Origin of the sequence: Sporosarcina sp. Marseille-Q4943, assembly GCF_943736995.1 — a bacterium.
Taxonomy (GTDB): Bacteria; Bacillota; Bacilli; order Bacillales_A; family Planococcaceae; genus Sporosarcina.
On sequence record NZ_OX031157.1, the window covers coordinates 298,907 to 324,842 of the forward strand.

The 25,936-nt window shown below is 45.7% G+C and carries 21 protein-coding genes; all 21 read right to left on the reverse strand.

Annotation, left to right across the window (positions count from 1 at the left end; translation table 11 throughout):
* Positions 1 to 39: 39 nt before the first annotated feature.
* Positions 40 to 990 carry a tRNA (adenosine(37)-N6)-dimethylallyltransferase MiaA gene (gene miaA, locus NIT04_RS10340; protein ID WP_252503532.1) on the reverse strand — a complete coding sequence of 317 codons (951 nt, stop codon included), beginning with the start codon at positions 988 to 990 and terminating at the stop codon, positions 40 to 42.
* A complete protein-coding gene (locus NIT04_RS10345; RefSeq protein ID WP_252503533.1) occupies positions 987 to 1,880 on the reverse strand; it encodes an alpha/beta hydrolase in 894 nt (297 codons plus the stop codon). The genes miaA and NIT04_RS10345 overlap by 4 nt, the downstream gene beginning before the upstream one ends.
* Before the next feature lie 17 nt (positions 1,881 to 1,897).
* Entirely contained in the window at positions 1,898 to 3,544 is a 1,647-nt protein-coding gene (locus NIT04_RS10350; RefSeq protein WP_252503534.1) for a glycerol-3-phosphate dehydrogenase/oxidase, read from the reverse strand.
* 17 nt (positions 3,545 to 3,561) lie between these two features.
* Positions 3,562 to 5,055, reverse strand: coding sequence for a glycerol kinase GlpK (gene glpK, locus NIT04_RS10355; RefSeq protein WP_252503535.1), 1,494 nt, complete (start codon positions 5,053 to 5,055; stop codon positions 3,562 to 3,564).
* 68 nt (positions 5,056 to 5,123) lie between these two features.
* Positions 5,124 to 7,013, reverse strand: coding sequence for a DNA mismatch repair endonuclease MutL (gene mutL, locus NIT04_RS10360; protein ID WP_252503536.1), 1,890 nt, complete (start codon positions 7,011 to 7,013; stop codon positions 5,124 to 5,126).
* 65 nt (positions 7,014 to 7,078) lie between these two features.
* Positions 7,079 to 9,649, reverse strand: a complete 2,571-nt coding sequence (mutS, locus tag NIT04_RS10365; protein ID WP_252503537.1) for a DNA mismatch repair protein MutS — start codon at positions 9,647 to 9,649, stop codon at positions 7,079 to 7,081.
* A gap of 118 nt (positions 9,650 to 9,767) precedes the next feature.
* Entirely contained in the window at positions 9,768 to 10,331 is a 564-nt protein-coding gene (gene cotE / locus NIT04_RS10370) for an outer spore coat protein CotE (RefSeq protein ID WP_252503538.1), read from the reverse strand.
* A gap of 115 nt (positions 10,332 to 10,446) precedes the next feature.
* Complete coding sequence (locus tag NIT04_RS10375) at positions 10,447 to 10,881, reverse strand: RicAFT regulatory complex protein RicA family protein (protein WP_252503539.1); 435 nt, start codon at positions 10,879 to 10,881, stop codon at positions 10,447 to 10,449.
* Positions 10,881 to 12,431, reverse strand: a complete 1,551-nt coding sequence (gene miaB / locus NIT04_RS10380; protein ID WP_252503540.1) for a tRNA (N6-isopentenyl adenosine(37)-C2)-methylthiotransferase MiaB — start codon at positions 12,429 to 12,431, stop codon at positions 10,881 to 10,883. The genes NIT04_RS10375 and miaB overlap by 1 nt, the downstream gene beginning before the upstream one ends.
* Before the next feature lie 820 nt (positions 12,432 to 13,251).
* Positions 13,252 to 13,521, reverse strand: coding sequence for a stage V sporulation protein S (locus NIT04_RS10385; RefSeq protein WP_153010004.1), 270 nt, complete (start codon positions 13,519 to 13,521; stop codon positions 13,252 to 13,254).
* An 87-nt stretch (positions 13,522 to 13,608) separates the two neighbouring features.
* Positions 13,609 to 14,406 (reverse strand): TIGR00282 family metallophosphoesterase, encoded by a 798-nt coding sequence (locus NIT04_RS10390; RefSeq protein ID WP_252503541.1) that lies wholly within the window; start codon positions 14,404 to 14,406, stop codon positions 13,609 to 13,611.
* A gap of 88 nt (positions 14,407 to 14,494) precedes the next feature.
* Positions 14,495 to 16,063 (reverse strand): ribonuclease Y, encoded by a 1,569-nt coding sequence (gene rny, locus NIT04_RS10395; protein ID WP_252503542.1) that lies wholly within the window; start codon positions 16,061 to 16,063, stop codon positions 14,495 to 14,497.
* Between the two features lie 459 nt (positions 16,064 to 16,522).
* A complete protein-coding gene (gene recA, locus NIT04_RS10400; RefSeq protein WP_252503543.1) occupies positions 16,523 to 17,587 on the reverse strand; it encodes a recombinase RecA in 1,065 nt (354 codons plus the stop codon).
* Between the two features lie 174 nt (positions 17,588 to 17,761).
* On the reverse strand, positions 17,762 to 19,012 hold the full coding sequence (locus NIT04_RS10405) for a competence/damage-inducible protein A (protein WP_252503544.1): 1,251 nt from the start codon (positions 19,010 to 19,012) through the stop codon (positions 17,762 to 17,764).
* Positions 19,013 to 19,024: 12 nt separating this feature from the next.
* Entirely contained in the window at positions 19,025 to 19,603 is a 579-nt protein-coding gene (pgsA, locus tag NIT04_RS10410) for a CDP-diacylglycerol--glycerol-3-phosphate 3-phosphatidyltransferase (RefSeq protein ID WP_252503545.1), read from the reverse strand.
* 54 nt (positions 19,604 to 19,657) lie between these two features.
* Positions 19,658 to 20,530 (reverse strand): RodZ family helix-turn-helix domain-containing protein, encoded by an 873-nt coding sequence (locus NIT04_RS10415; RefSeq protein ID WP_252503546.1) that lies wholly within the window; start codon positions 20,528 to 20,530, stop codon positions 19,658 to 19,660.
* Positions 20,531 to 20,547: 17 nt separating this feature from the next.
* Positions 20,548 to 21,345: a YmfK family protein gene (locus NIT04_RS10420; protein WP_252503547.1), complete on the reverse strand. Its 798-nt coding sequence runs from the start codon at positions 21,343 to 21,345 to the stop codon at positions 20,548 to 20,550.
* A gap of 186 nt (positions 21,346 to 21,531) precedes the next feature.
* On the reverse strand, positions 21,532 to 22,260 hold the full coding sequence (gene ymfI, locus NIT04_RS10425; protein WP_252503548.1) for an elongation factor P 5-aminopentanone reductase: 729 nt from the start codon (positions 22,258 to 22,260) through the stop codon (positions 21,532 to 21,534).
* 1 nt (position 22,261) lies between these two features.
* Positions 22,262 to 23,560: an EF-P 5-aminopentanol modification-associated protein YfmH gene (gene yfmH / locus NIT04_RS10430; RefSeq protein WP_252503549.1), complete on the reverse strand. Its 1,299-nt coding sequence runs from the start codon at positions 23,558 to 23,560 to the stop codon at positions 22,262 to 22,264.
* A gap of 2 nt (positions 23,561 to 23,562) precedes the next feature.
* Positions 23,563 to 24,828, reverse strand: coding sequence for an EF-P 5-aminopentanol modification-associated protein YfmF (gene yfmF, locus NIT04_RS10435; protein ID WP_252503550.1), 1,266 nt, complete (start codon positions 24,826 to 24,828; stop codon positions 23,563 to 23,565).
* A gap of 142 nt (positions 24,829 to 24,970) precedes the next feature.
* Entirely contained in the window at positions 24,971 to 25,936 is a 966-nt protein-coding gene (locus NIT04_RS10440) for an ABC transporter permease (protein ID WP_252503551.1), read from the reverse strand.

The window sequence follows — 25,936 nt, forward strand, 5'->3', positions numbered from 1 at the left end:
ACCCCAGCCTCCAATTGCTTCTATATTTCTCTTGCCTTTTTACTTATTCGATTCCGCCTCTTCAAAACCCTTCAAAATCGATAAAATTCCATCTACAATCTTTCCTTTGTCTACAATTGCATCAAACCAAGAGATTTTCACTTTGTTTCGAAAATACGTCATTTGGCGCTTCGCATAATGACGAGTATTTTTCTTGATTAGCTCTACTGCTTCATCCAATGAGATGGCACCTTCAAAATATTGATAAAGCTCCTTATATCCAATCGCCTGGACCGATTGGACATTTCGGACGCCCTTTTCCCACAAACCTCTCGCCTCTTCCAGCAGTCCATCCTCCATCATTTGATCGACCCTTACATCGATTCGCTCGTAGAGAACTTCCCTGTCGAGTTTAAGACCGACGATTAAATGATCATATAATGGCGCCTCACCAGCCCCTTGTTCATGCTCATTCTTCGTTTTGCCAGTCACTTCGATGATTTCAAGCGCACGTATCAAACGGCGGTGGTTATTAGGATGAATTTTATCTGCACTTGCAGGATCCAGTTTATGTAGTCGCTTGTACAGACGCTCAGCGCCGCCTTCCGACTCAAGTTCTTTTTCCAACGCAGCTCTGACTTTTTCATCCCCCGCCTCTTCGGTAAATCTGAAATCGAAAAGGACCGACTGGATATACAAGCCCGTACCGCCGACAATGATCGGCTGTTTGCCTCGGCTCCGAATCTCTTCGATACAGTTACGCACAGTCGACTGGTATTCCGCTACAGAAAACGACTCGGTCGGTTCCTTGATGTCGAAGAGATGGTGGGGAATTCCTTCCTTTTCTTCTTCTGTTATTTTCGCTGTGCCGATATTTAATCCTTTATACACTTGCATCGCATCACCATTGATAATTTCCCCATCAAGCCTTTTGGCAAGCTCGATGCTTAGCGCAGTTTTACCTGATGCAGTCGGTCCGACGATTGCGATGACTTTATCTGATTGATTCATTCTATTTTTATCCAATCCTTTATAAAAATAAATACTTGTTCCCTATTCACTTCATTCAACATTTCATGGCGACCGCCTTCGTATAACATGACTGTTATATTCTCGATTCCGGCATCGGTAAATTGCCGAGCAGCGTGCCAGACGCCTTTGCCTTTATTGCCAACAGGGTCATCTAGTCCTGAGAGGAGAAGGATCGGCAATCCGCTAGGGACTTGTCGGATGTTGTCCAGATCATTGATTTTCGCAAGCCCGTCGAAAAGATCGTTGAAAAAGCGGGTTGTCGGCACGAAACCGCATAACGGGTCATTAATGAATTTTTCCACCGTTTCCATGTCTCTCGATAGCCAATCAAAAGGTGTTTTTGGAGTTCCTACTATTTTATTGAAACCGCCGAACACCAACTTGTTCAAGAAGTAGTCGGGTTCGTCGAATTTCGTTGCCTTGCCTTTCATATGAGCCAAAGCTTGTCCTATACTTCGGCCAAAACCAGGGTCGCCAGCGGTTCCTGAACAAATAAGCTTATCGAGTTCACTTCCGAACCTTTGAGCGTATCTCCTTGCTACAAATGAACCCATACTATGCCCGAAAAGGATCACACTGGGTACTTGGAATTTTTGCCGGTAAAAGCCGATGATTTCATGAGCGTCTTCAACGATCCGATCAAATCCGACCGTATCGCCAAAATCTCCTAATTTCCCATTTAAATCGGCTGTCCGGCCATGGCCGCGATGATTATGGCCGGATACTGCAAAACCTTCGCTTGTGAGAAATGTTATGAACTCTTCGTATCGACCGATATGCTCCCCCATTCCATGGAGAAGATGAATATAGGCGATAGGACGTTCTGGAGGTTGCGCATAAACAGTATGGATGGAAAAACCATCTGACATCTTCAGCACCTGTTCATTCACACACGCTCACCAACCTTTCCTTCAGCTTCTTTAATATGTTGCTCCAATTCGGCGAGATGCCGCTCTTTCGTTTCTTCGGAATAGGAAAGGATGGCTCCCATATAGTCCGTTGCCGCCTCTTTATACAGTTTGGCATACGCAATGTTAAAGAAGAGATCACCTTTCCTTCTTATGAAAAAGTCTGAAGGCGTCATCGCCATTTCGTAGTGAATCGCATAAAGGATTTCCGCTTTCCACATGGCCGGCAAAACTTTCTCCTCTGTTGAAACAGCACTGACATAGTTAAAGACCTGGTCGACATTCGTTCCGTACAAGGAAGCAAGCGTCCTTCCTTCTTCCTTTGTAAGTCCATACAATTCGGCTTCATTCGATTTGCTTTCAATGAAAATGGCGAACTGTTCTTCACTCTCAAAGTCTCCGCCAGACAATGGGAGATGCTCCGTTACGCATGGACCAAACGATGTTGTCGGAATTCGATTTACGACGTGGTCCACGACGGTTTCAGCCATTTTACGGTAGCCAGTCAATTTGCCTCCTGCAATGGTGATCAATCCTGTACCCGCTTCCCAAATTTCATCTTTCCGTGAAATTTCGGATGGATCCTTCCCTTCTTCGTAAATTAGCGGCCGTACACCCGCCCAAGTCGATTCGACATCGTTGCGGCCCGCTTTCACTGAAGGGAACATATAATGGAGTGCATCAAGAAGATAAGCGATGTCTTCTTCGTTTGCAATCGGATTGGCCCGATCACCATCAAAAAAGGTATCTGTCGTACCGATATACGCTTTATTGCCTCTCGGAATGGCAAAAATCATCCTTCCGTCAGGCGAATCAAAATAGATCGCTTGACGCAAAGGAAAAATCGCCTTATCTATAACAATATGGGTTCCTTTTGTCAATCGCAACCGTTTGTCATTAGACAATTCGTCCTTTTCCCGCATTTCATCCACCCAAGGGCCTGTTGCATTAACGACTACGGAGGCGCTTATGTCCATCACTTCTCCGGTGAGCATATCCCGGGCAGTGACACCCGCCACTTTTCCGTCATGATAGGTAAATTGCTCGGCTTTCATGTAGTTAAGGCAAAGCGCACCTTTTTGGGCAGCTTTTTTCAATATTTCAATCGTCAGCCGTGCATCGTCTGTACGGTATTCCACATAATGTCCGCCGCCAAGCAAGCCTTCTTCCCGCACTAATGGCTCCATTGCTAGCGTCTCTTCGGCTGACAGCATTTCACGGCGCTCGCCCTTTTTTACGCCCGCCAATTTATCATAGACGAATAATCCAGCAGAAGTCGTCAGCTTTCCGAATGAGCCGCCTTTATGGAAAGGAAGAAGCATACGCTCGGGCTCCGTCACGTGCAAGGCATTGCGATAGACGATATCCCTTTCCCTGCCGGTTTCCGAAACGATTTTCAATTCCATCTGTTTCAAATACCGCAAGCCTCCATGGATGAGCTTCGTCGATCGGCTGGAAGTACCCGCAGCAAAATCCTGCATGTCGATCAGTGCGACGGATAATCCCCTCGTCACCGCGTCCAGAGCAATGCCGGCACCGGTTATACCTCCTCCGATGACGAGCAGGTCAAACTGATAGTCGCGCATGAACTGTTTCACTTTCGGTCTTATGATCGATGATAACATCCTTCGCTCTCCTCCAGTCAATGTTTAAAAGCCCGCGCAGCCTCAACTGCCTTTTTCCAGCCGCCATACAAGGCATCTCGCTCTTCCACTGCCATCTTCGGGGAATATGTCCGCACACCAGCCCACAATGCTTCCACTGACTCGCAAGATTCGAAAAAGCCCGTTGCAAGCCCTGCAAGATATGCCGCCCCGAGTGCCGTCGTCTCTAAATAAGCCGACTGCTCGACTTCAATCTGTAGCAAGTCGCTTTGGAATTGCATGAGGAATGTATTTGCTACAGCGCCTCCATCCACACGCAAAATATCGATATCGATACTTGCGTCCTTTTCCATCGTTAAGAGCACATCTTTCGTCTGATATGCGAGCGATTCGACTGTCGCCCGGATGAAATGCTCTTTTTCCGTTCCTCGAGTCAATCCGAATATAGCCCCTCTAGCATCCGAATCCCAATAAGGTGTCCCGAGACCGACGAATGCTGGTACGACATAAACACCTTCCGTTGAAGCAATCCGTGTCGAATACATTTCCGAATCAGCCGCTTTTTGGATCATGCGCATTCCGTCCCTGAGCCATTGGATAGCGGAGCCTGCGACAAACACACTGCCTTCAAGAGCATATGTAATCTTCCCATCCAGTCCCCACGCTATCGTTGTAAGCAGTCCATTATCGGAAGCCACAGGCTGCTCACCCGTATTCAACAACATGAAACAACCAGTACCATACGTATTTTTGGCCATGCCTTCGTGAAAACACGCTTGCCCGAACAAAGCGCATTGCTGATCGCCCGCGGCGCCGGCAATCGGAACGGAAGCCCCGAAAAAGACGGATGGATCTGTATGGGCATAGATTTCAGAGGACATCCTTACCTCCGGGAGCATGCTCATCGGTATATCAAGCATTTCACATAGCTCTTTATCCCACTGCAGATCGTGGATATTGAAAAGCATTGTCCGCGAAGCATTCGAATAATCGGTCACATGAACCGCTCCATCCGACAGCTTCCAAATGAGGAACGAATCGATTGTACCGAAGAGCAGATCCCCTTTTTCCGCCCGTTCACGTACACCTTCCACCTCATCGAGGATCCACTTCACTTTTGAGCCGGAAAAATAAGGGTCGAGCTGCAAACCGGTCTTTTGACGGACACTTTCTTCCTTGCCGGCTTCCCTTAACTCGTTAATAATGTGCTGGGTCTGTCTCGACTGCCAAACAATTGCATTATAGACAGGTTGTCCAGTGTGCTTATCCCAGACAACTGTCGTCTCCCTCTGGTTTGTAATGCCAATCCCATCGATATCCTCCGGTTGATGTCCACTTTCCGTCAGAACTGAAGCGATGACGGATAAGACAGAACCCCATATCTCACTGGCATTGTGCTCCACCCAGCCCGGCTTGGGAAAGATTTGCCTGAATTCCCGTTGCGCAGTATGGACAATCTCACCTTTCCGATTGAACAGGATTGCCCTCGTGCTAGTCGTTCCTTGGTCGATCGTTAATATGAACTCCCCCATTGTCTAACCTCTCCCTTGTTCAACTATTGGATTGCCACAACACTTACATAATTCGACATTCCATACGACTACATTACCCTCTTAAACATTTTTTCAATTTCATAAGTTGAAAAATGGATAAGGACTGGCCGTCCATGTGGGCATGTATACGGATTCTCCGCAAGCGATAAATCGTTCAGCAGCCTCTCCATATCTGCAATCGATAGATGATGATTCGCTTTAATGGAACGCTTGCAGCTCATCATGATCGCTGTCTCTTCACGTAGCTTCCCAATATCTATTTTCCGCGTCGTCAGCACTTGTTCTATCAATTCTTCGATAAGAGTTGATGCTTCACCAGGCGGAAACCAGGCCGGATATTCCTTTACTGTGTAGGAGGAAGGGCCGAATTCCTCTAGAAAGACGCCAACTTCATTTAACGCTTCCCGATTCTCCTCAATTTTCACCATATCGTCGCCTGAATAATGGAAGATGAGCGGCATTAGCAACATTTGCCTTTCATCTTCTTCTACTCTACTCAATTTTTCCCTGAAGAATTCATATTTAATCCGCTCTTGGGCAGCATGCTGATCAATCATGTAAAATCCATCTTCATTTTGAGCGACGATGTACGTGCCATGGACTTGGCCGACTGGCACGAGTGACGGGAATCTCTTTTCCTTCGTTTCAGTTGTTTCGGGATCAGGTGTTTCCTGAACCTCCTGGGTTTCCTGCTTTTCCTGCGTTTCCATTATCTTTTCAGGTTGAACCGTTTTCACACTTTCTTCCTCAACGGGTTCGTAAACTGTTTGCAACGGTTTCGTCTCGATTTGATTCGTTTCGATTTCTGGCTCTTCCTGCTCAATTATTAACTTCTCTTTTTCAACTTCCCTTTCCTTCCAAACGATAGCTGGGCGAAATTCATTCCAAATCGTCACTTGCTCGGAAGGGACTCTTTTGACAGGCTCCCGTTTTACCGCATCAGGTACGATAATTGACCGCTTCACCGCTTCTCGAACAGATGATTTGATAAGGTCGAATAGATCGCCCTCTTTGCTTAGGCGGATATGCTGTTTCGCAGGGTGTACGTTTACATCCGTCAAAAACGGGTCTGTTTCAACGTTGATGACAGCAATCGGGTAGCGTCCGATCGGCAAATATGTGTGCAAGCCATCGAGCACAGCCTGGTTCGCAGCATAGCTTTTCACCCATCTTCCATTGACGATCAATGTCATGTAGTTTTTGGATGCCCTTGTCATCTCAGGCAAAGTGACGTATCCATCCACTTTGAAATCGGCATTCTCTCCTCCGAATGGCACCATCTTCCGTGCGACTGCCATGCCATAAATATCCGTGAGGACCTTCCGGCGATCCCCGCTGCCTGACGTACGCAAGAGAGTCTGGCTATGATGGGACAGTTTGAAAGCGATATGGGGATGACTAAGCGAAAGACGGTTGACGAGATCTATCGTATGACCGAGCTCGGTTTGGATCGTTTTCATATATTTCAGCCTTGCCGGCGTGTTATAAAAAAGTTGTGAAACTGTCATATCAGTCCCTTTTCTGAACGCAGCATTCGATTGTTTAAGAACGATACCGCCGTCTAGCTGCACTTCCGTCCCTTCCGTTTCCCCATCCGACGTGAAGAGGCTGACCTTCGACACGGAAGCGATACTTGCAAGCGCCTCCCCCCTGAACCCAAGGGTCCTAATCCGGAACAGATCGTGTTCATTCGATATTTTGCTCGTTGCATGGCGCTCAAACGCTAGGACCGCATCGTTACGTGACATCCCTTTTCCATTATCGGTCACCCGAATGGAAGTGAGCCCGGCTTCTTCAAGCGCTATTTCAATCGATGTACTGCCAGCGTCAATCGAGTTCTCAACTAATTCCTTTACAATCGAAGCCGGTCGCTCGACTACTTCCCCCGCAGCAATTTTATTGGATAATGAATCATCCATGACTGAAATGATATCCATCGAATCCCTCCTTAAGTCTGTTGGTCGTAAAAAATGATTTTAATAGGCGGGCGGGACGTAACTAATCAGTCTGCTTTATTACCCGAATCTAATTGTTTCTGCCAATCAAGGATCAAGTTCATCGCTTGCATCGGCGTCAAGTTCATTAAATCTATCTGTTTCATCTGGTTTAATACGGATTTATCCAATTCCGACATCGGATCTGGTTCCTCCTGCAAATCGAAAAACGTCAATTGCTCTGATGCCGCAGTCGCTGCAGCTGCCTGTTCTCCGCTTTCAAAAACATCGAGCAGCTCTTTGGCGCGAACTACGATCGTATCCGGAAGACCGGCCAACTGGGCAACGTGGATGCCGTAGCTTTTATCCGCCGGACCCGCCATCACTTTGTGAAGGAAGACGACTCTCCCTTCTTGCTCCATAGCCGCGACATGGACATTCACGAGTCTTTCCAATGCCAAGTCTAGTTTTGTGAGTTCATGGTAATGTGTTGAAAATAACGTGTTCGCTCCAATTTCATCATGGATGAATTCCATCATCGCCTGTGCAAGCGACATTCCGTCGTACGTCGATGTTCCTCTCCCGATTTCATCAAAGAGAAGCAAGCTGTTCTCGGTTGCATTTGCAATGGCATATTTAGATTCCATCATTTCCATCATGAACGTACTTTGGCCGGATGCAAGATCGTCTGCTGCTCCGATCCTCGTGAAAATCTGGTCTGTCACAGGAAGGATTGCAGACTCGCAAGGCACGTAACAGCCGATTTGAGCCATGATGACCGTCAAGGCGACTTGCCGCATGAATGTACTTTTACCGGACATATTCGGACCGGTGATGAGAAGCATGTTTGCCTCTTCGGTCAATTTGCAGCTGTTCGGCACGTATAATGAATGATCCATCATCTTCTCTACGACGGGGTGTCTTCCGTTTTTAATTTCCAATGCCCGACCGTCATGGAATTGCGGCCTGACGAACCGCTGCTTTTCTGACACTTCCGCGAAAGATAGGAGTACATCAAGCTCTGAGAGGACGCCAGCCAATTGTTGCACTCTACGAATATGGTTTTTCATTTCATCACGCACATCGCAGAAAAGGGTGTATTCCAGTTCCTGGCCTTCCGCCTCGGCGTTGAGGATCAAATCTTCCTTCTCCTTCAACTCGGAAGTGATATAGCGCTCTGCATTGGCAAGCGTCTGCTTGCGCTCATAGCGGCTTAAATCCGCCAGATGGATATTGGATTTCGTAATTTCAATGAAATAGCCGAAAATGCGGTTGTAACCGATTTTCAGATTTTTAATACCCGTACGCTCACGTTCCTCGCGCTCGAGTCCCGCAAGCCATTCCTTTCCATTTCTAGAAGCATCCCTATACTGATCGAGCTTTTCATGATAGCCGTCTTTAATGATGCCGCCTTCTTTGACAGAAAGTGGTGGATTTTCTGCAATGGACGCCTCCAAAAGATCGAGTACTTCTGAACACGGATCAATCTGTTTAGCGAATCGTTGCAGTCGCTCGTGGCCGGACTGCTGGAGGGCATTTTTCAAATGAGGTACACGTCGCAGTGAGTTTCGCAGCTGAGCAAGATCCCTTCCACTAGCACTTCCCATAGAGATTCTTCCCGACAATCGTTCAAGGTCGTATACTTCCTTCAAGGATGCTTTCAGGTCATCACGAAGAAAGTAATCTTCAATTAAATCGGACACGATCATAAGCCTGTCCTCAATTGCAGCCCTGTCGGCAAGAGGCTGATGGATCCATATTCTTAATTTCCTTGCACCCATCGCCGTTGATGTCTCATCCAATAGCCAGAAAAGCGTTCCTTCCTTGCTTCCATTGCGGATCGATTGGACAAGCTCGAGATTTCGCATCGAGTTGGCATCAATCGATAGCTTGCTGGATTTCTGTATATATTCAAATGGACGCAAATGATCCAAAGAGGACTTTTGAGTGCGTTTCAAATAAGAAACAAGAATTTCACACGCCTCGCTTAATTCGTCAGGAATATGCGGTTGAGCGTTCATCGAGCTTGTTTCAGCGTCTCCATTTTCCATTGAGAGGACAATATCCCTTTTTGCCATCCACTCATTCAAGGTGATGTGCAATCGTTCCCTTACAACTATTTCCTTCATTCCGAGCGCTTCAATTTCTCCGATCAATGTCCGTTCATCCCCAGAGACGATTTCAGCCTTTCCTTCACCGGTCGCTAAGTCCACATAGGCTAGCGCATAACGTCGTTCATCCAACTGGTCAGCAGCCCCGATAAAATGATTCGCATTGGCATCTAGAGATTTGCCTTCCGTAATTGTTCCCGGAGTGACCACTTTCACGACTTCCCGTTTCACAATCCCTTTCGCAACCCTCGGGTCTTCCGTCTGTTCACAGATGGCCACTTTATGGCCTTTGCGAACCAATGTCTCAATATAACCCTCAGCTGAATGGAAAGGCACTCCGCACATCGGAATTTTGTCCGTACTCCCTCCATCCCTGCTCGTCAAAGTAATTTCAAGAATATTGGATGCTTCTATAGCGTCGTTGAAGAACAGCTCATAGAAGTCTCCTAAACGGAAAAAGAGAAATGCATCTTCATATTCGGCTTTCACTTGTAAATATTGTTGTATCATCGGTGTATATGTAGTCATTCCAGAACCTCGCTCATCTTGCGTTTTCTTATATTATAACAAAACATGAAGCTCCAAAGTAACAAAGCGGAAAAACTGGTTCCATCTCAATAAAAAAAAGCCGGATGCTCCCTCCGGCTTAAAACGGACGTGAATCTTTCCCTCTGTCATCATGACGTTTTTCTTCATCTGCTTTGTGATGGTGATGATCATGTTCGTGTCCATGGCCTTGATGAGAAGATGATTCATCCTTGAATGACCATTCTTCTTCGAATTGATGAGGATGGACAGTGATGCACACTTTTGTTTCACCAACGACTTCCGCAACCAATTCCCTTTCCACTTTAATGATGAATTTTTCCCCGCACTCAGAAATGAGTGCTTCCGTGCAATTCGGATGTTGGACGACATTGACAATAATTTCTTCCTGACCGGACACCGGCTCATCCCGATAATGGAGCCTAATCCTATCCTTATACGGCACCGATTCCGAATAAACGGAAGTCTTGGAGTGATCATGGTGCGAATACCAGACATTCACATCGAATTTCCCAGTCACTTCAATGTAACGTCCCACTTTCTTCGCATGATGCGTGTGGTTGATCACCCAACAGCCCAATATGCTCGACGGATTATTCGGCGGCTTCAGCGAGACGTTCGATTCCGTCCTTAGCTTCCCTTTAGCAATGACTGCCTTCGTCACAATTTGCCGTAAATTCTTCAGTTCGTTTCCTCCTTCGTTGACGTCTATTTATCCTATGCACCAGAAGCCCAGAAAGTGAAAAAACCGACGAGGAAATTATCCTCATCGGTTTACATTATGATAACGGCTTATGTTTTGTATTTTTGACGTACGATCCAGTTTCTCCGCGTCGGACATCTCCGCCGGTGGATTCAATGATTTCGTCCGTTACACTGTTGGCTATCGTGTTCGAGACAAGCTGGAGAAGTTGGTTCACGTCAATCTGTGATTGCTTGAACTCTTGTACAATCGGAACTTCGTCGATTTCTGCTTGAATTGCCTCAATTTTGCCTTCGATAATTGCAAGAGCCCTCTCTTTTTCATACATTTGGAAATTGACCGCTTGTGTTTGCAACGATTTCAAGCTCGCGATTTTTTCACGGATTTTTTGGTTTTCATTAATCTGTTCTTCCGCACGTTTGAAAAATTCAACTTGTTCTGTATTTGCGATCATATGCGCAATTTCCCGCGCTTTTTCGATTATCTCTTCTTTAGTATAAAGTTTTTCCATTATGACATCACCTTTTCCTCTTTTACGACACCGATAAATTCGCCGTCGAGCGACCATGTTTTGGCCTCAGTAATTTTCACATTGACAATTTCACCGATCACCGAACGTGGGGCTTTGAAATTGACTAGTTTGTTCTTCTCTGTGTAACCGGCAAGCACATCAGGATTCCTTTTACTTTCTCCTTCGACAAGCACTTTGACGACTTTGCCTTTGTATGGCTTCATCGCTTCCGCGGACATATCATTGACGAGCTTATTGAGGCGTTGGAGACGTTCCTTTTTCACTTCCATCGGTATGTTGTCCACCATCTTGGCAGCAGGAGTACCTTCCCGCGGAGAATAAATATACGTATAAGCCATTTCGAATCCGACTTCCTTATACAAAGAAAGCGTTTCTTCAAACTGCTCGTCCGTTTCATTCGGGAAGCCAACGATGATATCCGTTGTCAACGTGACATTCGGGATGGCAGCCTTAATTTTACCGACAAGCTCTAAAAACTGTTCCCTTGAATATTTCCTTGCCATAATCTTTAAAATATCGCTTGAACCCGATTGGACAGGCAAATGGATATGATCGAGCAAGTTTCCGCCTTTTGCTAGAACTTCAATGAGATGATCGTCGAAGTCTCTTGGATGGCTCGTCGTAAAGCGGATACGTGGGATATCAATCTGACGAAGGTCATCCATCAAATCCCCTAGGCGATAATCGATATCGTCAAAATCTTTGCCGTACGCATTGACGTTTTGCCCAAGGAGGGTGATTTCCTTATACCCATGTGCAGCGAGCTGTCTGACTTCCTGAATGATGTCTTTAGGACGTCTACTACGCTCTTTTCCTCTCGTGTACGGCACGATGCAATACGTACAGAACTTGTCGCAGCCATACATGATGTTGACCCAAGCTTTTATATTTCCATGTCTGACTTTTGGAAGGTTTTCAATGATGTCCCCTTCCTTCGACCACACTTCGACGACCATTTCTTTGGACATATATGCTTCGTGCAGGATATTCGGCAATCTATGGATATTATGTGTCCCGAAAATCATATCGACTTGATCGTATGTTTGCAGGATTTTATTGACGACAGATTCCTCTTGCGACATGCAACCGCATACCCCAATGAGCAAATCCGGTCTTTCAAGCTTCAACGGCTTCAGATGTCCCAATTCACCAAACACCTTGTTTTCCGCATTTTCCCGGATTGCACAAGTATTCAAAAGAATGACGTCTGCATCATCCACCGTGTTCGTCGCTTCGTATCCCAAGCTTGTGAAGATGCCAGCCATTACTTCGGTATCATGTTCGTTCATTTGACAACCGTATGTACGGATATAAAATTTACGTCCATCGCCCATTCCACGAAAGCGTTCTTCGATTTGGAAATCGTCGTGGTAGGCAATTTCCTCTTTTCCTCGTTTTTTTGCTTCCTTCAAGGATGGAGGTGTATAGACAGTCTCAAAATATTTACTATAGTCCTTTTCCGGTGCAGATCCAGTTTTGACTGAATCCGGTTTGACAAGCCCGGCTTCCAGGCGTTGTTCTTCATTCATGCAAAAACTTCCCCTTTCTTCAAACCTTGTGGGAATTGAACAGATTCGACTTCATTATACATGAACATCTTACTAGTTTGAAGTGGCGTGTTTTTTTTCACTTCTGGAATTCAGTAGTTTTAGGCAACTGTGTGACAAGATAACGGATTCTCTACAAAACGTTATTTATAAGAACAGATGTTAATAAAAACTTTGATTTCCGCTCTAGGTGGACGCTTTCCGCGGGCACGGCTTCAGCCGCTTCCTTCGCTTTGCTCAGTCCAGGGTCTTCAGCTCGTGCTGTTCCCGCAGGAGTCGCCACCTTCCGCTCCAATCAACAGAACTAGCCAGCAAATTAAACATTTCAATAAAGACAATATTAAACATCAGATTGTCAGAATGACCTGCAATGCGGTCTAATAAATAATCTATAGATTACTCATAGCGGAATCGATTTGAAAGGTGCATGCTTTTTATAAGTAATCACTGTAGTTTTTAATAATTGGGTATTTTATTAAAACCAATAGAAAAACAAGTGAAGGTACCTGTTTCGCCACCTTCACTTGTTTAAGTAGGAAAATATAGAAAATCGCCAGAAAAGGCGAGACTCCTGCGGGAAAAGCGTTAGCCGAAGACCCCGCAGGCAAAGCCGTTACGAAGAACGGATTTTGCGACCATAAGCGATAGCGTTGGGAGCAGCGGATGTATAAATTCTGCGAAGAACGCAGAATTTATACAAATCGAACCCTTGGCTGTTCGATTGGCTAAGGCAACGCCCGCGGAAAGCGAGCCGTTCTGGCGATTTTCGGTCTTTCGAGTAGCTAACTATTACATTTCTTTCTTAACTTCTTTTTCTCTTTTCCACTAACAGCTTCAAAGCTGTTCTACCTTCGCCGTTAATTTCAATATCGGTAAATGCCGGGGCGCATACGAGGTCGCTTCCGCTTGGGGCGACGAAGCCACGTGCTATCGCGACCGCTTTAATGGCTTGGTTCAACGCGCCGGCGCCGACGGCCTGCATTTCCGCATACCCTTGATCCCTGATTACCGCTACGAGTGCTCCTGCGACGGAATTCGGATTAGAGCGGGATGATACCTTCAATGGACTCACCATGTTTCCTCCTTGTTTTCACGATGTCTATGGAATGTATTTATCCATAAGTCATCTTATGAAAAGAAGGAGATGATTAGACTCACTTCATGCTTCGAATCGGTGATCATCATTGATCATAATTCGCTCAATAGCGACCGCTTTCCCAGTTTGGTCATTTAACTCAACGAACAACCCGCTCAATTGAGCACGACCTCTTTTCGGCACTTCAAACCGGACAGGCAAATTCGTACGGAATCGATAGATGACATCTTCTTTCTTCATCCCTAGAATTTCATCATACGGCCCTGTCATTCCGGCATCCGTCAAATAAGCCGTACCTCCCGGTAAAATTCGGTCGTCTGCCGTTTGGACATGTGTATGGGTCCCTACGACTACGGATGCTTTCCCATCCAAATGCCATCCCATTGCAATTTTTTCACTGGTCGCCTCTGCGTGGAAATCGACAAATATGAGCGGAGAAATCTTGCTGGCCTCTTCTATCAATTCTTCTGCCTTTTCAAATGGATCGCCGTGAGGGGGGAGGAATGTGCGGCCATGTAGATTGATGACTGACAACGTCACGCCATTTTTCGTAATTGTTGTCATGCCTTTACCAGGCGCCTCGTCTGAGAAGTTTGCTGGACGTATTAAATAGTCGGTGTCATCGATGAAATCGTAAATTTCCTTCTGATCCCACGTATGATTACCCATTGTCACGACATCGACTCCCGAACGGAGAAGGTCATCAAAAATCGCCTTTGTAATCCCTCTTCCTGAAGCGGCATTCTCCCCATTGGCAATGACTACATCCGCCTTATATTTTCTTTTCAAGCGTGCGATATGATCAAACACCATGTCCCTTCCGATTGACCCTACGATATCACCAATAAAAATAACTTTCATAATTGTAACCTCTTTCTACTTATACGAACTTCTTTGGAAACGATAAGAAAAAGACTCCTGAACCATGGCTGGACAGGAGTCATTTTCATCATTTTGCATATTCGACTGCACGCGTTTCGCGAATGACCGTCACTTTGATGTGACCCGGATAATCGAGTTCCTCCTCGATCCGTTTCCTAATATCCCTGGCCAAGCGATGCGCTGTAATATCATCGATCTGGTCCGGTCGGACAATAATTCGGACTTCACGGCCAGCTTGGATAGCGAATGATTTCTCTACGCCTTCATATGATTCCGAAATTTCCTCAAGTTTCTGCAGCCTACGAATGTAGTTTTCCAGAGTTTCACTTCTCGCACCTGGTCTTGCCGCAGATAATGCATCTGCCGCAGCAACCAATACTGCAATGACTGATGTCGCTTCCTCATCTCCATGATGGGATGCGATACTGTTGATGACAACTGGGTGTTCCTTGTATTTCGTTGCCAGCTCGACCCCGATTTGGACATGGCTTCCTTCGACTTCATGGTCGATCGCCTTACCGATATCGTGGAGAAGGCCTGCACGTCTTGCAAGGGTGACGTCCTCGCCAACCTCGGCTGCCAATAGTCCCGCAAGATAAGCGACTTCAACAGAGTGCTTCAGGACGTTTTGACCGTAGCTTGTACGGAAGTGCAACCTTCCAAGGATTTTGATCAGATCCGGATGCAGATTATGAACTCCTACATCAAATGTAGTCTGTTCCCCTTTTTCGCGGATCAACTCATCTACTTCCCTACGGGCCTTATCCACCATCTCTTCAATACGCGCCGGGTGTATCCTGCCATCTTGCACGAGCTTTTCTAGTGCGAGACGGGCAGTTTCGCGACGTACTGGATCGAAGCCTGAAAGTATTACCGCTTCTGGCGTATCGTCGATGATCAAATCAATACCAGTCAATGTTTCCAAAGTTCTGATATTACGCCCTTCCCTTCCGATGATACGGCCTTTCATTTCATCGTTTGGCAAGTTCACGACAGATACGGTTGTTTCTGCAACATGGTCTGCTGCAAAACGTTGCAATGCAAGGGATAGGATTTCACGAGCTTTCTTTTCGGATTCCTCTTTTGCACGTTGCTCCGATTCTTTCGTCATGACGGCGATATCTGTGGAAAGCTCCTTCTCGACATCATCCAAAATGATCCGTTTCGCTTCATCTCTAGTAAGAGCAGAGATTCTTTCAAGTTCCGTCTGTTGCATGGCAACAAGATCTTCCGCCTTGCGTTCCATTTGTTCAATATGCTGTTGTCTACTGGAAAGCGCGTCATCTTTGCGTTCCAGTCCTGCTTCTCTTTTATTGAGAGCATCATCCTTGCGGTCAAGATTTTCTTCCCGTTGCAAAAGACGGTTTTCCTGTTTTTGCAGTTCCGCTCTTCGTTCACGGATTTCTGATTCCGCTTCAATTCTCAGTTTGTGATTTTCATCTTTCGCTTCTAAGAGTGCCTCTTTTTTCATAGCCTCCGCTTCACGTTTCGCATCTTCTACGATTTGTTCGGCAGAGTTTTTGGCACCCGTCACTCTTGAATCATTCACCTTTTTGATAACTAAATAGATAACAACTGCACCGACGAACAGACCGAGCAAAGCGGAGATGATGTTTCCGATGATTCCATCTGGCATCCAGGTCACCTCCTCCTGCTATTCTTTTCGTTTTCAGTCGGCTCGTATATTAACATTCAACATACTGCCATTATGATTTCATTGATGTGAAATTATACAATTCTAATTGTATCTATGAAAATTTGCGATGTCAAGGATTGTAAACAAAAGCGAATCGAACTGCGAAGGGTTCGATTTGCCGTATTTCTGCGGTTTTTGCAGAAATTAAGGCAGGATCTTGCCACCCGGAGTCTAGACGTAAACAAAAGCGAAGGGCGCCTGCATAGGGGCGACAGGCATAAGGCGAAGATACGAAGTGGCAGTTTTTGCCACGTAGTAGCTTTAACTTATGACCCCGAGCTCCTGCCACCCGGAGTCTAGACGATAACAAAAAGCGGAGGGCGCCTGCCTAGAGACGAAAGGCATAAGCTGAATGAAAACAAAACGGACTGCCCCTTATAGGCAGTCCGCAAGTTACTCTTATTTTTCATCTTCTAAAAGCAATAGTTCCAGTTCGTCGTCTTCATCCTCGTCATGAGCTGCAATCACGTAGTTGGCTGCAGCCATTCCATAAGAAGCCCGAATTTTATTTGCGATTTCAGAACGGACATCCGGATTTTCCTTCAGGAATTGCTTAGCATTTTCACGTCCTTGACCAAGACGTTCCCCTTCATAGGAATACCATGCGCCGCTCTTTTGTACAATTTCAAGCTCAGCGCCAAGGTCAACGATTTCCCCTTCTCTGGAAATCCCTTCACCATACATGATATCTACTTCAGCAGTACGGAACGGAGGAGCGACTTTGTTTTTCACAACACGGATACGTGTTTTGTTACCCATGATGTCGTTCCCTTGCTTAATAGCTTCTCCGCGTCGTACTTCCAAGCGGACCGAAGAATAGAATTTCAAAGCACGGCCGCCCGGTGTCACTTCAGGATTCCCGAACATGACGCCGACTTTTTCACGGATTTGGTTGATGAAGACGGCAATCGTCTTCGATTTATTAATAGCGCCGGACAGTTTGCGAAGTGCTTGGGACATAAGACGAGCTTGCAAGCCGACGTGCGAGTCGCCCATTTCCCCTTCGATTTCCGCTTTTGGCACTAACGCTGCAACAGAGTCTACGACAACGATGTCAATTGCACCACTTCTGACGAGCGCTTCTGCAATTTCAAGCGCCTGTTCGCCAGTATCCGGTTGCGATAAAAGCAATTCGTCAATATTGACGCCCAGCTTTTGTGCATAGACAGGATCCAATGCATGCTCCGCGTCGATGAAAGCGGCTTGTCCGCCTGAAGCTTGTACTTCCGCAATTGCGTGCAATGCTACTGTCGTCTTACCGGAACTTTCCGGTCCATAGATTTCAATGACACGTCCCCTTGGATAACCGCCAACCCCTAATGCTGCGTCGAGAGCAAGTGAGCCGGTAGAAGAAGTTGCAATCTCCCGATCGGTCTTTTCCCCCAATTTCATGACGGAACCTTTCCCGAATTGTTTTTCAATTTGTTTCAAAGCTTGGTCCAAAGCTGCTTTACGATCGCTCAAAAACGATTCCTCCCTTAAAAGGCCTTATTCTTTTCTTCCTGTCTCTACTATACTCCTTTTATGAGAAATACTCAAATAAAAAACGAACGCTTATTCGATTTATTTTATCAAAATCCATTTTTAAATGAGAATGAGGGGTGAAAATCAATTTTAAATGAGAATATGCGGTAAAACTTAATTTTCGGTTCCACGCTTCTTCATTTCTTTTATTAAGTAATAGAGGGCGAATCTGGCCGCACGTTTTCGATTGGCATTTCTGGAACCTGAAAGGCTGAGTTTAAATGTGTTCACTACTTCTCGACAAGCTATCCCGATCCACACTGTGCCCATCGGTTTCCCATCATGCGGATCCGGTCCAGCTGCTCCCGTCAACCCGACGCCGATGTCCGAGCCGAATTTCCGTTTCACATTCTGTGCGAGCGCTGCTGCGCATTCCGGACTGACAACGCCAAACTCATCAAGCAATGAAGCTGGAATATCCAGCTGATTCATCTTTGCCGTCTCATCATAGACGACTACCCCGCCTTTTAAGGAAGAGCTGATGCCTGGTTCATCCGCCAACTCCGCCATGAATAGACCTGCCGTCAAACTTTCAGCGGCAGCGATTGTCAGCTTGTTTCCTAACAATAATTCAGCAGCTTTCGATGACAAGGTGTCTTCATCTATGCCATAAATGAATTCGCCTACTAATGAGCGTATTTCAGATTCTACAGGTGCTATCAGCTTTTGCGCCGCCTCAACCGATTCCGCCTTTGCCGTCAATCGCAATATGACCGAATCGGGTGATGCCAAAGGAGCGACAGTCGGATTGGTCTGCTTCTCCAAAATCGATAGGACGCGATACTCAAGCTCTGCCTCTCCGATTCCGTAAAATTTCAACACTCGGGAAACGATAATTTCACGTTTGCCGGAAGCCCCTAATAAATAGGGAATCGCTTCTTTTTCAAACATCGGTTCCATTTCGTGCGGCGGTCCAGGCAATAATATATAACATTTGCCATTCTTATCGATAGCCATGCCTGGTGCCATCCCGTAATTATTTGTCAAAACCTTCGATCCGGTAAGTACTAGCGCTTGCTTCTTATTGTTTTCAGTCATCGTCCTGCCTGTCCGCTTAAAGTAGGCTTCAATAGATGCTAATGCCGCATGATCGCTCTCAAGTTCTTCACCAAGCATTTTGGCAATGGTTTCTTTTGTTAAATCATCCTTTGTCGGTCCTAATCCTCCCGAAAAGATAATAACATCGGCACGATTTTGCGCAATTGTTATCGCTTCCTCCAACCTTTTGGGGTTGTCCCCGACGACCGTATGATAATACACATTAATGCCAACTTCAGCAAGACGCGCCGATATGAAGGCTGCGTTCGTATTTGTAATTTGGCCTAATAGAAGTTCTGAACCAACAGCGATGATTTCCGCTTTCATTACGACATCTCCTTACATGGAGTCGAGTAAGATCCTCCGGTTTTTATAGAAATAATCAGCCCCTGACCAAATTGTAAAGAATAGGGCGATATAAAGCATGATGGAGCCGAATGGGAAGTTGATTGCTTCAAAGAAAATGTTGTTAAGGAGCAATGAAGCAATTGCAACAAGTTGTGTTGCTGTCTTAATCTTTCCTAATTGGTTTGCAGCCACAACTTCTCCGCCACCTGCGAGCAAGAGCCTCAGTCCGGTAACGGCAAATTCCCTGCTAATGATGATGATAACGATCCATGAAGCGGCAGATCCCAATTCAACTAAAATGATTAGCGCAGCTGATACAAGAAGCTTATCTGCGAGCGGATCCAAAAATTTCCCCATGTTTGTGACGAGATTATGTTTTCTCGCTAAATGACCATCGAACCAGTCCGTCGCTGCCGCAATGATGAAAAGTAGCGCACCAATCAAATGCTCCACGGAGAGAATCGTACCGCCGATTTCAAAAGACCCGAATCCAAAATCCACAACCATGAAGATAATAAATATAGGGATGAGGAAAATGCGGGATACCGTAATTTTATTTGGTAAATTCAATTGTCTCACCTATCCTTCCAGAATGAAAAAAGTCATCTTTGTAGATGACTATTTTCATTTCTCATATTCTATAAAAATGTTTTGCGTTGAAGCGTCTGATACATACTCGAGCTTTTCCCCATTTACGTAAATATCGGTAAACGGAGTCACAGCGACTCGAATCCGAACAAATTCAACATCTGAAACATCCAGCTCAATCGTTTCACCGTTTTTCATAACTCGTGCCATCGGTGTAAGTTCTTCTTTTTTCTCATTTTGTACACCTATCCACGTATCCCCGAATGTATCGATCTTCAGCTTGAATTCTTCTGCATCCGTCAACGTATACGTCGAGTCTTGCCCGCTTGTTCTGACGTATGTGAGAGATTGTTCCTTCACTTCTTCCTCTGGTTCTGGATCAGACTCAGTTGTCTTTTCCTCGTCGGACTTTTCATCCGCCGTACCACCGTCTCCCTTACTTGCTGGCGGCTGATTTCCGCGATCCATCGTAATTGGCTGTTGGGGTTCAACGTCCATTCCTGCATTATTGGACGCGTTTTTCTGCCATAAAACCCATACGACGACGATGATGACTACAATAAATAATGCCACAATGATTTTCGGGATTGCTTCATTCAGACGGCTGTTTCCTTTAATGCCTCTGTTCCTCGTCATGGGAGGAGTGATTTGGGCATTTTCTTCTTCAAGTTTCTCATGCATAGCAGACTCTTTATATAAGGATAACATTTCATCTGAATCCAAACCGACAGCTTCCGAATACTGTTTAATGAATGCACGTACATAGAAAGCGCCGGGCATCATGCTGTAATCTTCATTTTCAATACCGGAAAGGTACCGTTTTTGAATTTTAGTTATCGATTGTAAATCATCCAGTGAATATCCCTTAGCTGCTCTCGCCTCTTTAAGACGATCACCTAATCCGGTCATTTGTATCACCTGCCTGTTTAAAAGTTGAACGTACCAAATCCACCCATCGGTCCGACATCGGACATCATATGGTTTTTCTCCATCATTTCATATGTAATTTCCTGGTCGGGATCTGTCCGTAATTCGATGATATAATCGAAATCTTCCATGTCGTATTCAGAATGCTGAACGAACATGTCCGGGTGCTCGACCACTTTGATGGTTGGCATACTCATCATTTCACGAACGAGTTGCATATGTCTTTCATCCCCCGATTTACGCGTGACAATGCCGTCGAGGATAAATATATTGTCCTTCGAAAACTCATCCCCCGCCAAAGTCTTTCGTACGGTCTGTTTGATCATTGTGGAAGAAAGGAAAATCCATTTCTTATTGGCGCACACACTTGCAGCTACGACTGATTCCGTTTTCCCGACCCTAGGCATTCCCCGGATCCCAATCAATTTATGGCCTTCCTGCTTGAACAGCTCCGCCATGAAATCAACGAGGATACCCAATTCGCTGCGAATGAATCTGAATGTCTTCCGGTCATCGACATCCCGTTGGATATACCGTCCATGCCTTACTGCCAAAATATCGCGTAATTTTGGTTCACGGATCTTTTTCACCTGAATGGTTTCCATCGTCGATGCAATCAATTCGAAACGCTTGATCTGATCGTCATTTTCCGTCCGGACTAGCATGCCGCGATGTCCGCCGTCGACACCATTGATCGTTACGATATTGACTCGCAACATCCCGAGAAGGGAAGCAATATCTCCAAGCAAACCCGGCCGATTTACTTGTATCTCGTATTCGACATACCATTCACCCATTCGACACACCCCTTCAATCCGTTTTCAACACCTTTACACCTAAGCTTGAAAGTGATTACCCGACCCTGTTTTGAAGTGCTTCTATTTGTAGGACGCAAAAGACGCAACTTAGTTCTATAATAGCGGATTCGACAGGCGAAGAAAAGGAAAAAAGAAAAAGGGGATAATTGTCTCCCCCTAATATGGTTAGATGTACCATCCGCCATTCAGCCTCAAAATCTCCCCAGTCATATAATCCGCTTTTCCGCCGACGAGGAAACTTGCAAGATCCGCCACTTGCTCGGGCTGGCCGGTCGACTGTAACGGAATTTGTTCTATGACCAGCTGTTTATCCTCTTCCGTTAATTCCCCATTCATTTCCGTTTCAATCCAACCTGGCGCAATTGCATTTACTCTTGTCCCGGTATAAGCCGCCTCTTTTGCATACGCTTTGACGAATGCATGCTGGGCTCCTTTAACTGCGGAATACATCACTTCTCCAGCAGCTCCGGTATTCCCCCAGATCGAACCTATGAAAAGGACGTACGAAACGGGATGGCTCCGCAATTGAGGCGATGCCAGGCTAATGAACATGGCAGGGTTTTGCATATGTACACGCCATAAAGCATCCATATCGCTGCTACTCGTGTCAGTTAATAATTTTAACATCGATTGACCAAGGGCAACGATAATCGCTTGGACGTGTCCGACATGTTCAGCAAGCTTTACGGCGCCGTCCTGTTTTGAAAAATCCGATTGGATAATTTGAAAGGAACAGTCTGGGTGTTTTTGTGTTAATTCTCTCTTCAACTCTGCTGCCCGCTCTGCGTTACTATTGTAATGAAGATACAAGGACCATCCGTCGGCGGCGAGTTTACGGCTAATCGCTTCCCCGATGCCTCCGGATGAACCTAGGATCACTGCATAGCGTTTCATTTCAGCCTTCTTTTGAGCTTGGGACGATTGTCATGACAGTATGGCTTTCTTCATTGGAAATCGTCTTAAACGCGTCCTGCAAATGCTCAATTCCAATTTTCTCAAGAGTCGGTACAACATCGAAAAGGTTCATACCATTAAAGTTATATTGCGTGAACTGATTTGAGATGAATTCGATGGAGTTCAATGAACGCATGAATTGGCCAATCCTACGCTTTCTTGCGCGGTTTAGATCGTCTTCGGAAATCGTCCAATTTTCCGCTAGGGATTTCAATGTAGTGCGAACGGCAGCTTCCAATTCAGCCGGCTTATCCGTATCCGATTCGACCATTGCGAACCCGAAGCCCTTCTCGAATATGAAATCATAATGGTATGTTTCATCGATCAAATGTTCCTTATATGCATTCGTGTAAAAATCGGAAGTCCGACCGAACAAAATATCGAGGAGAAGATTGACCGACAAATCTTGGCGAAGCATTTCATCGCCTTCCATCAGTGTATTGTTGCACTTCATGCCATAATTGAATTTCGGTCGCAGTACATCCATTTCAAGAACGGTTTTCTTCTTGTTCGCTTCCACCGGCTCTTCAGGATATTTGCGCGTAATTTCCTCAGGCTCCGAAAACTCTTTGCTGTTTTGGTCCTCACGGATAAAGTTCATCATCTCTTCGGGATCTACAGCTCCTATGACAAAAACAGTCATGTTCGAAGGATGATAAAATGTTTCATAACATTCATAAAGGTGCTCGGCTGTAATCTCCTGAATTGTGTCGACCGTTCCCGCTATATCGATATTGATAGGATATTCCTTGTATAGGCTTTGAATCGTCCCAAAATAATTGCGCCAATCCGGATTGTCGTCATACATCGTGATTTCTTGCGCAATGATGCCTTTTTCCTTTTCCACTTTTTCTTTTGTGAAATAAGGCTCTTGAACGAAATCAAGCAGCACTTTCGTGTTTTCATATAAATTCTCAGTCGTGGAGAATAAGTAGGACGTGCGCGTGAATGAAGTAAATGCATTCGCGGAAGCACCTAGGACGCCGAATTTTTGAAATACGTCCCCTTCTTTCTTATCAAACATCTTATGCTCAAGGAAATGGGCAATCCCATCGGGAACAGTGACGTATTCGTCCTTGCCCCTCGGGATGAACGTCCTGTCAATTGAACCATATTTTGTTGTAAACGTTACATACGTTTTTGAAAATCCTCGCTTAGGCAAAATATACACGTGTAGGCCATTGTCGAGCCTTTCGTGGAATAAAGTTTCCTGTAAGTTGTCAAACGTAATTTTCTCCATCGTTACGCCTCTCTTCCCGATAACAAATAGATGAGTTCAGGGTGGATCTGTGATGCCATTTGTTTAACATCTTCAATGGAGACCGCTTCCCATTTGGCGATCCATTTATCGGCCGTGAAATCCTCATCCAACTGTTTGTATTGATCGTATATCTCGATTTGGCCCCTTGCAGAGTCGAATGCGCTGCGGATGCTGTTCGTCAATAAAGCGACTGTCTGATCGAGCTCCAAATCTGAGACGACACCATTTTGCAGTGCATCGATCTGCTCATCGATCAATTTCACGGCTTTCTCCTCGAGGTCCGCATCAATTCCAGCCATAACATACAGTATGCCGTAGTAAGCTGCATAAGCGCTATTGACGGTGTACGCCATGCTTTCTTTCTCACGAACATTCATAAACAACTTGCTATGTGCGAAGCCGCCCAACACACCATTGGTTACTTGCATTTTAGGATAGTCAGGATGGAAGAAGGAAACCGGGGTGCTATATCCGACTTGCAGCTTCCCTTGCTTCATGTCTTGCCGTTCAAATACTTTCCGCACCTCTTTTGCTTCCATCTCTTGCTGTTCATATTGCGTTCTCGTAACATCCCTCGCAGGAAATGCAAACATCGCTTTCACTTTCTCAACGAGCTCATCTTCCTGGACATTTCCGACGACATAAATGTCTATTTCATCTTCATCCAACATTCTCTTGTATGTATCAAGGAGCGTTGCACTCGTAATGCTTTCAACATCCTCTTCGGTGCCGCTAGCCGACATGGAAGCAGGGTCATTCGGACGCATCAGTTCGAGCATTCGTTTATGGGCATATCTTCCCTTATCATCATAAATGGATCGGATTCTCTCAATCACCGTCCGTTTTTCACGGTTGACGACGGACTCATCGAAAGTTCCATCCTTGAAGTTCGGATTGAAGATGACTGACCGAACCATTTTCAACGCTTCATCAAATACGCCGGTTGTTGAAAGGTATTCATCATTTACACATTCCATATTCAACGAGACGATATGTGCATTCCCTCGTTTTCCTGCATCCATGTAAAAAACAGTGCCATATAATTCATCCAACGCTTTCCGCAAATCGCTCTGTTTCGGGTGATCAGCGTTTGAATCTTGGAGGACATTTGATAGAACCGCACGATAAGCTGCCTGTTTTTCATCCAGTTCAGCCAACCATTTAATGGACATCGTAATTGTTTTGAATTGCTCTGTCTTGCGGATATATAAATTGACTCCCTTTTGAAGCTTGACCTTTGTAAACATACGGACACCTCGTTTTTTTCTTTATTATACGAATACCTTCCTACAATATACATTTCATCATGTAGGCAAGGCAAAACAAACGCGTTTTAAGATAAAACCGCCTGAACCCCAACGAAGGGAATCCAGGCGGTAAAAGAATCTGTTATCTGCTGCCTTTGATATAAGGCACTCCGTTCGCTTTCGGCGCATTCGCCTTTCCGATGAATCCTGCAAGGGCGAGGATCGTCAAGACGTACGGCAAGATGTGGAAGTAGACAGTCGGGATTTTCTGAATGAAATCGATATCGATAGATCCCGCACTGATTGCTAGCGCTTGGGCAACGCCGAAGAATAATGCTGCACCCATCGCACCAATCGGATGCCACTTTCCGAAAATCATCGCCGCCAACGCCATAAATCCTTGACCGTTGATCGTTGCATGACCGAAATCGCCGGTCATTGTTTGTGAGTAGATAGCCCCACCGATACCCGCGAGACCACCTGAGATGATGACTGCCGTGTAACGGATTTTTGCCACATTGATACCCATCGTGTCTGCAGCCATCGGATGCTCTCCTACTGAACGCAGTCGAAGGCCGAATGGTGTCTTGTAGATGACAAACCATGCAATCACTGCGACAAGTATTGCCAATACGGAAGTACCGTAAACCGATTTGAAGAACATCGGTCCAATAACTGGGATGTCCTGCAAAAACGGAATGTTAATGCGCGGAATTTTCTTTTGGATAAAATCCGTCTGTCCTTTTCCGAACATCATTTTCACAGAGAACAATGCAATTGCAATACCGAGCATATTGATGGCCACCCCGGAAACGACCTGGTCTGCCCGGAAGGAGACCGAAGCAACAGCATGCATGATCGAAAAGATGCCGGAAGCTAGCATGGCAACTAACAACGCAATCCATGGAGTCCATCCGCCAAATACGTCGGCATATGCCAAGTTAAAGACGATTCCTATGAATGCACCCATGACCATCAGGCCTTCGAGTCCGATATTGACAACTCCGGAACGTTCAGAGAAAACGCCACCGATGGCAGTTAGAATGAGAGGGGCGGCATAAGCGATCGAAGTCGGCACAATAAAATATAGAACTTCCAAAAAGCTCAT

Bases quoted from the DNA above. Each gene is read 5' to 3' on its own strand.
- NIT04_RS10390 (WP_252503541.1), bottom strand. From the start codon at position 14,406: ATGAAAGTTATTTTTATTGGTGATATCGTAGGGTCAATCGGAAGGGAC.
- NIT04_RS10415 (WP_252503546.1), bottom strand. From the start codon at position 20,530: ATGACCGGATTAGGTGATCGTCTTAAAGAGGCGAGAGCAGCTAAGGGA.
- ymfI (WP_252503548.1), bottom strand. From the start codon at position 22,260: ATGAAACGCTATGCAGTGATCCTAGGTTCATCCGGAGGCATCGGGGAA.
- NIT04_RS10420 (WP_252503547.1), bottom strand. From the start codon at position 21,345: ATGGGTGAATGGTATGTCGAATACGAGATACAAGTAAATCGGCCGGGT.
- miaA (WP_252503532.1), bottom strand. From the start codon at position 990: ATGAATCAATCAGATAAAGTCATCGCAATCGTCGGACCGACTGCATCA.
- yfmH (WP_252503549.1), bottom strand. From the start codon at position 23,560: ATGGAGAAAATTACGTTTGACAACTTACAGGAAACTTTATTCCACGAA.
- mutS (WP_252503537.1), bottom strand. From the start codon at position 9,649: ATGACTACATATACACCGATGATACAACAATATTTACAAGTGAAAGCC.
- yfmF (WP_252503550.1), bottom strand. From the start codon at position 24,828: ATGTTTACAAAGGTCAAGCTTCAAAAGGGAGTCAATTTATATATCCGC.
- NIT04_RS10350 (WP_252503534.1), bottom strand. From the start codon at position 3,544: ATGTTATCATCGATCATAAGACCGAAAGTGAAACAGTTCATGCGCGAC.
- NIT04_RS10375 (WP_252503539.1), bottom strand. From the start codon at position 10,881: ATGGAAAAACTTTATACTAAAGAAGAGATAATCGAAAAAGCGCGGGAA.
- glpK (WP_252503535.1), bottom strand. From the start codon at position 5,055: ATGGGGGAGTTCATATTAACGATCGACCAAGGAACGACTAGCACGAGG.
- miaB (WP_252503540.1), bottom strand. From the start codon at position 12,431: ATGAATGAAGAACAACGCCTGGAAGCCGGGCTTGTCAAACCGGATTCA.
- NIT04_RS10345 (WP_252503533.1), bottom strand. From the start codon at position 1,880: ATGTCAGATGGTTTTTCCATCCATACTGTTTATGCGCAACCTCCAGAA.
- NIT04_RS10405 (WP_252503544.1), bottom strand. From the start codon at position 19,012: ATGAAAGCGGAAATCATCGCTGTTGGTTCAGAACTTCTATTAGGCCAA.
- rny (WP_252503542.1), bottom strand. From the start codon at position 16,063: ATGCCAGATGGAATCATCGGAAACATCATCTCCGCTTTGCTCGGTCTG.
- mutL (WP_252503536.1), bottom strand. From the start codon at position 7,013: ATGGATATCATTTCAGTCATGGATGATTCATTATCCAATAAAATTGCT.
- NIT04_RS10440 (WP_252503551.1), bottom strand. From the start codon at position 25,936: ATGAGCTTTTTGGAAGTTCTATATTTTATTGTGCCGACTTCGATCGCT.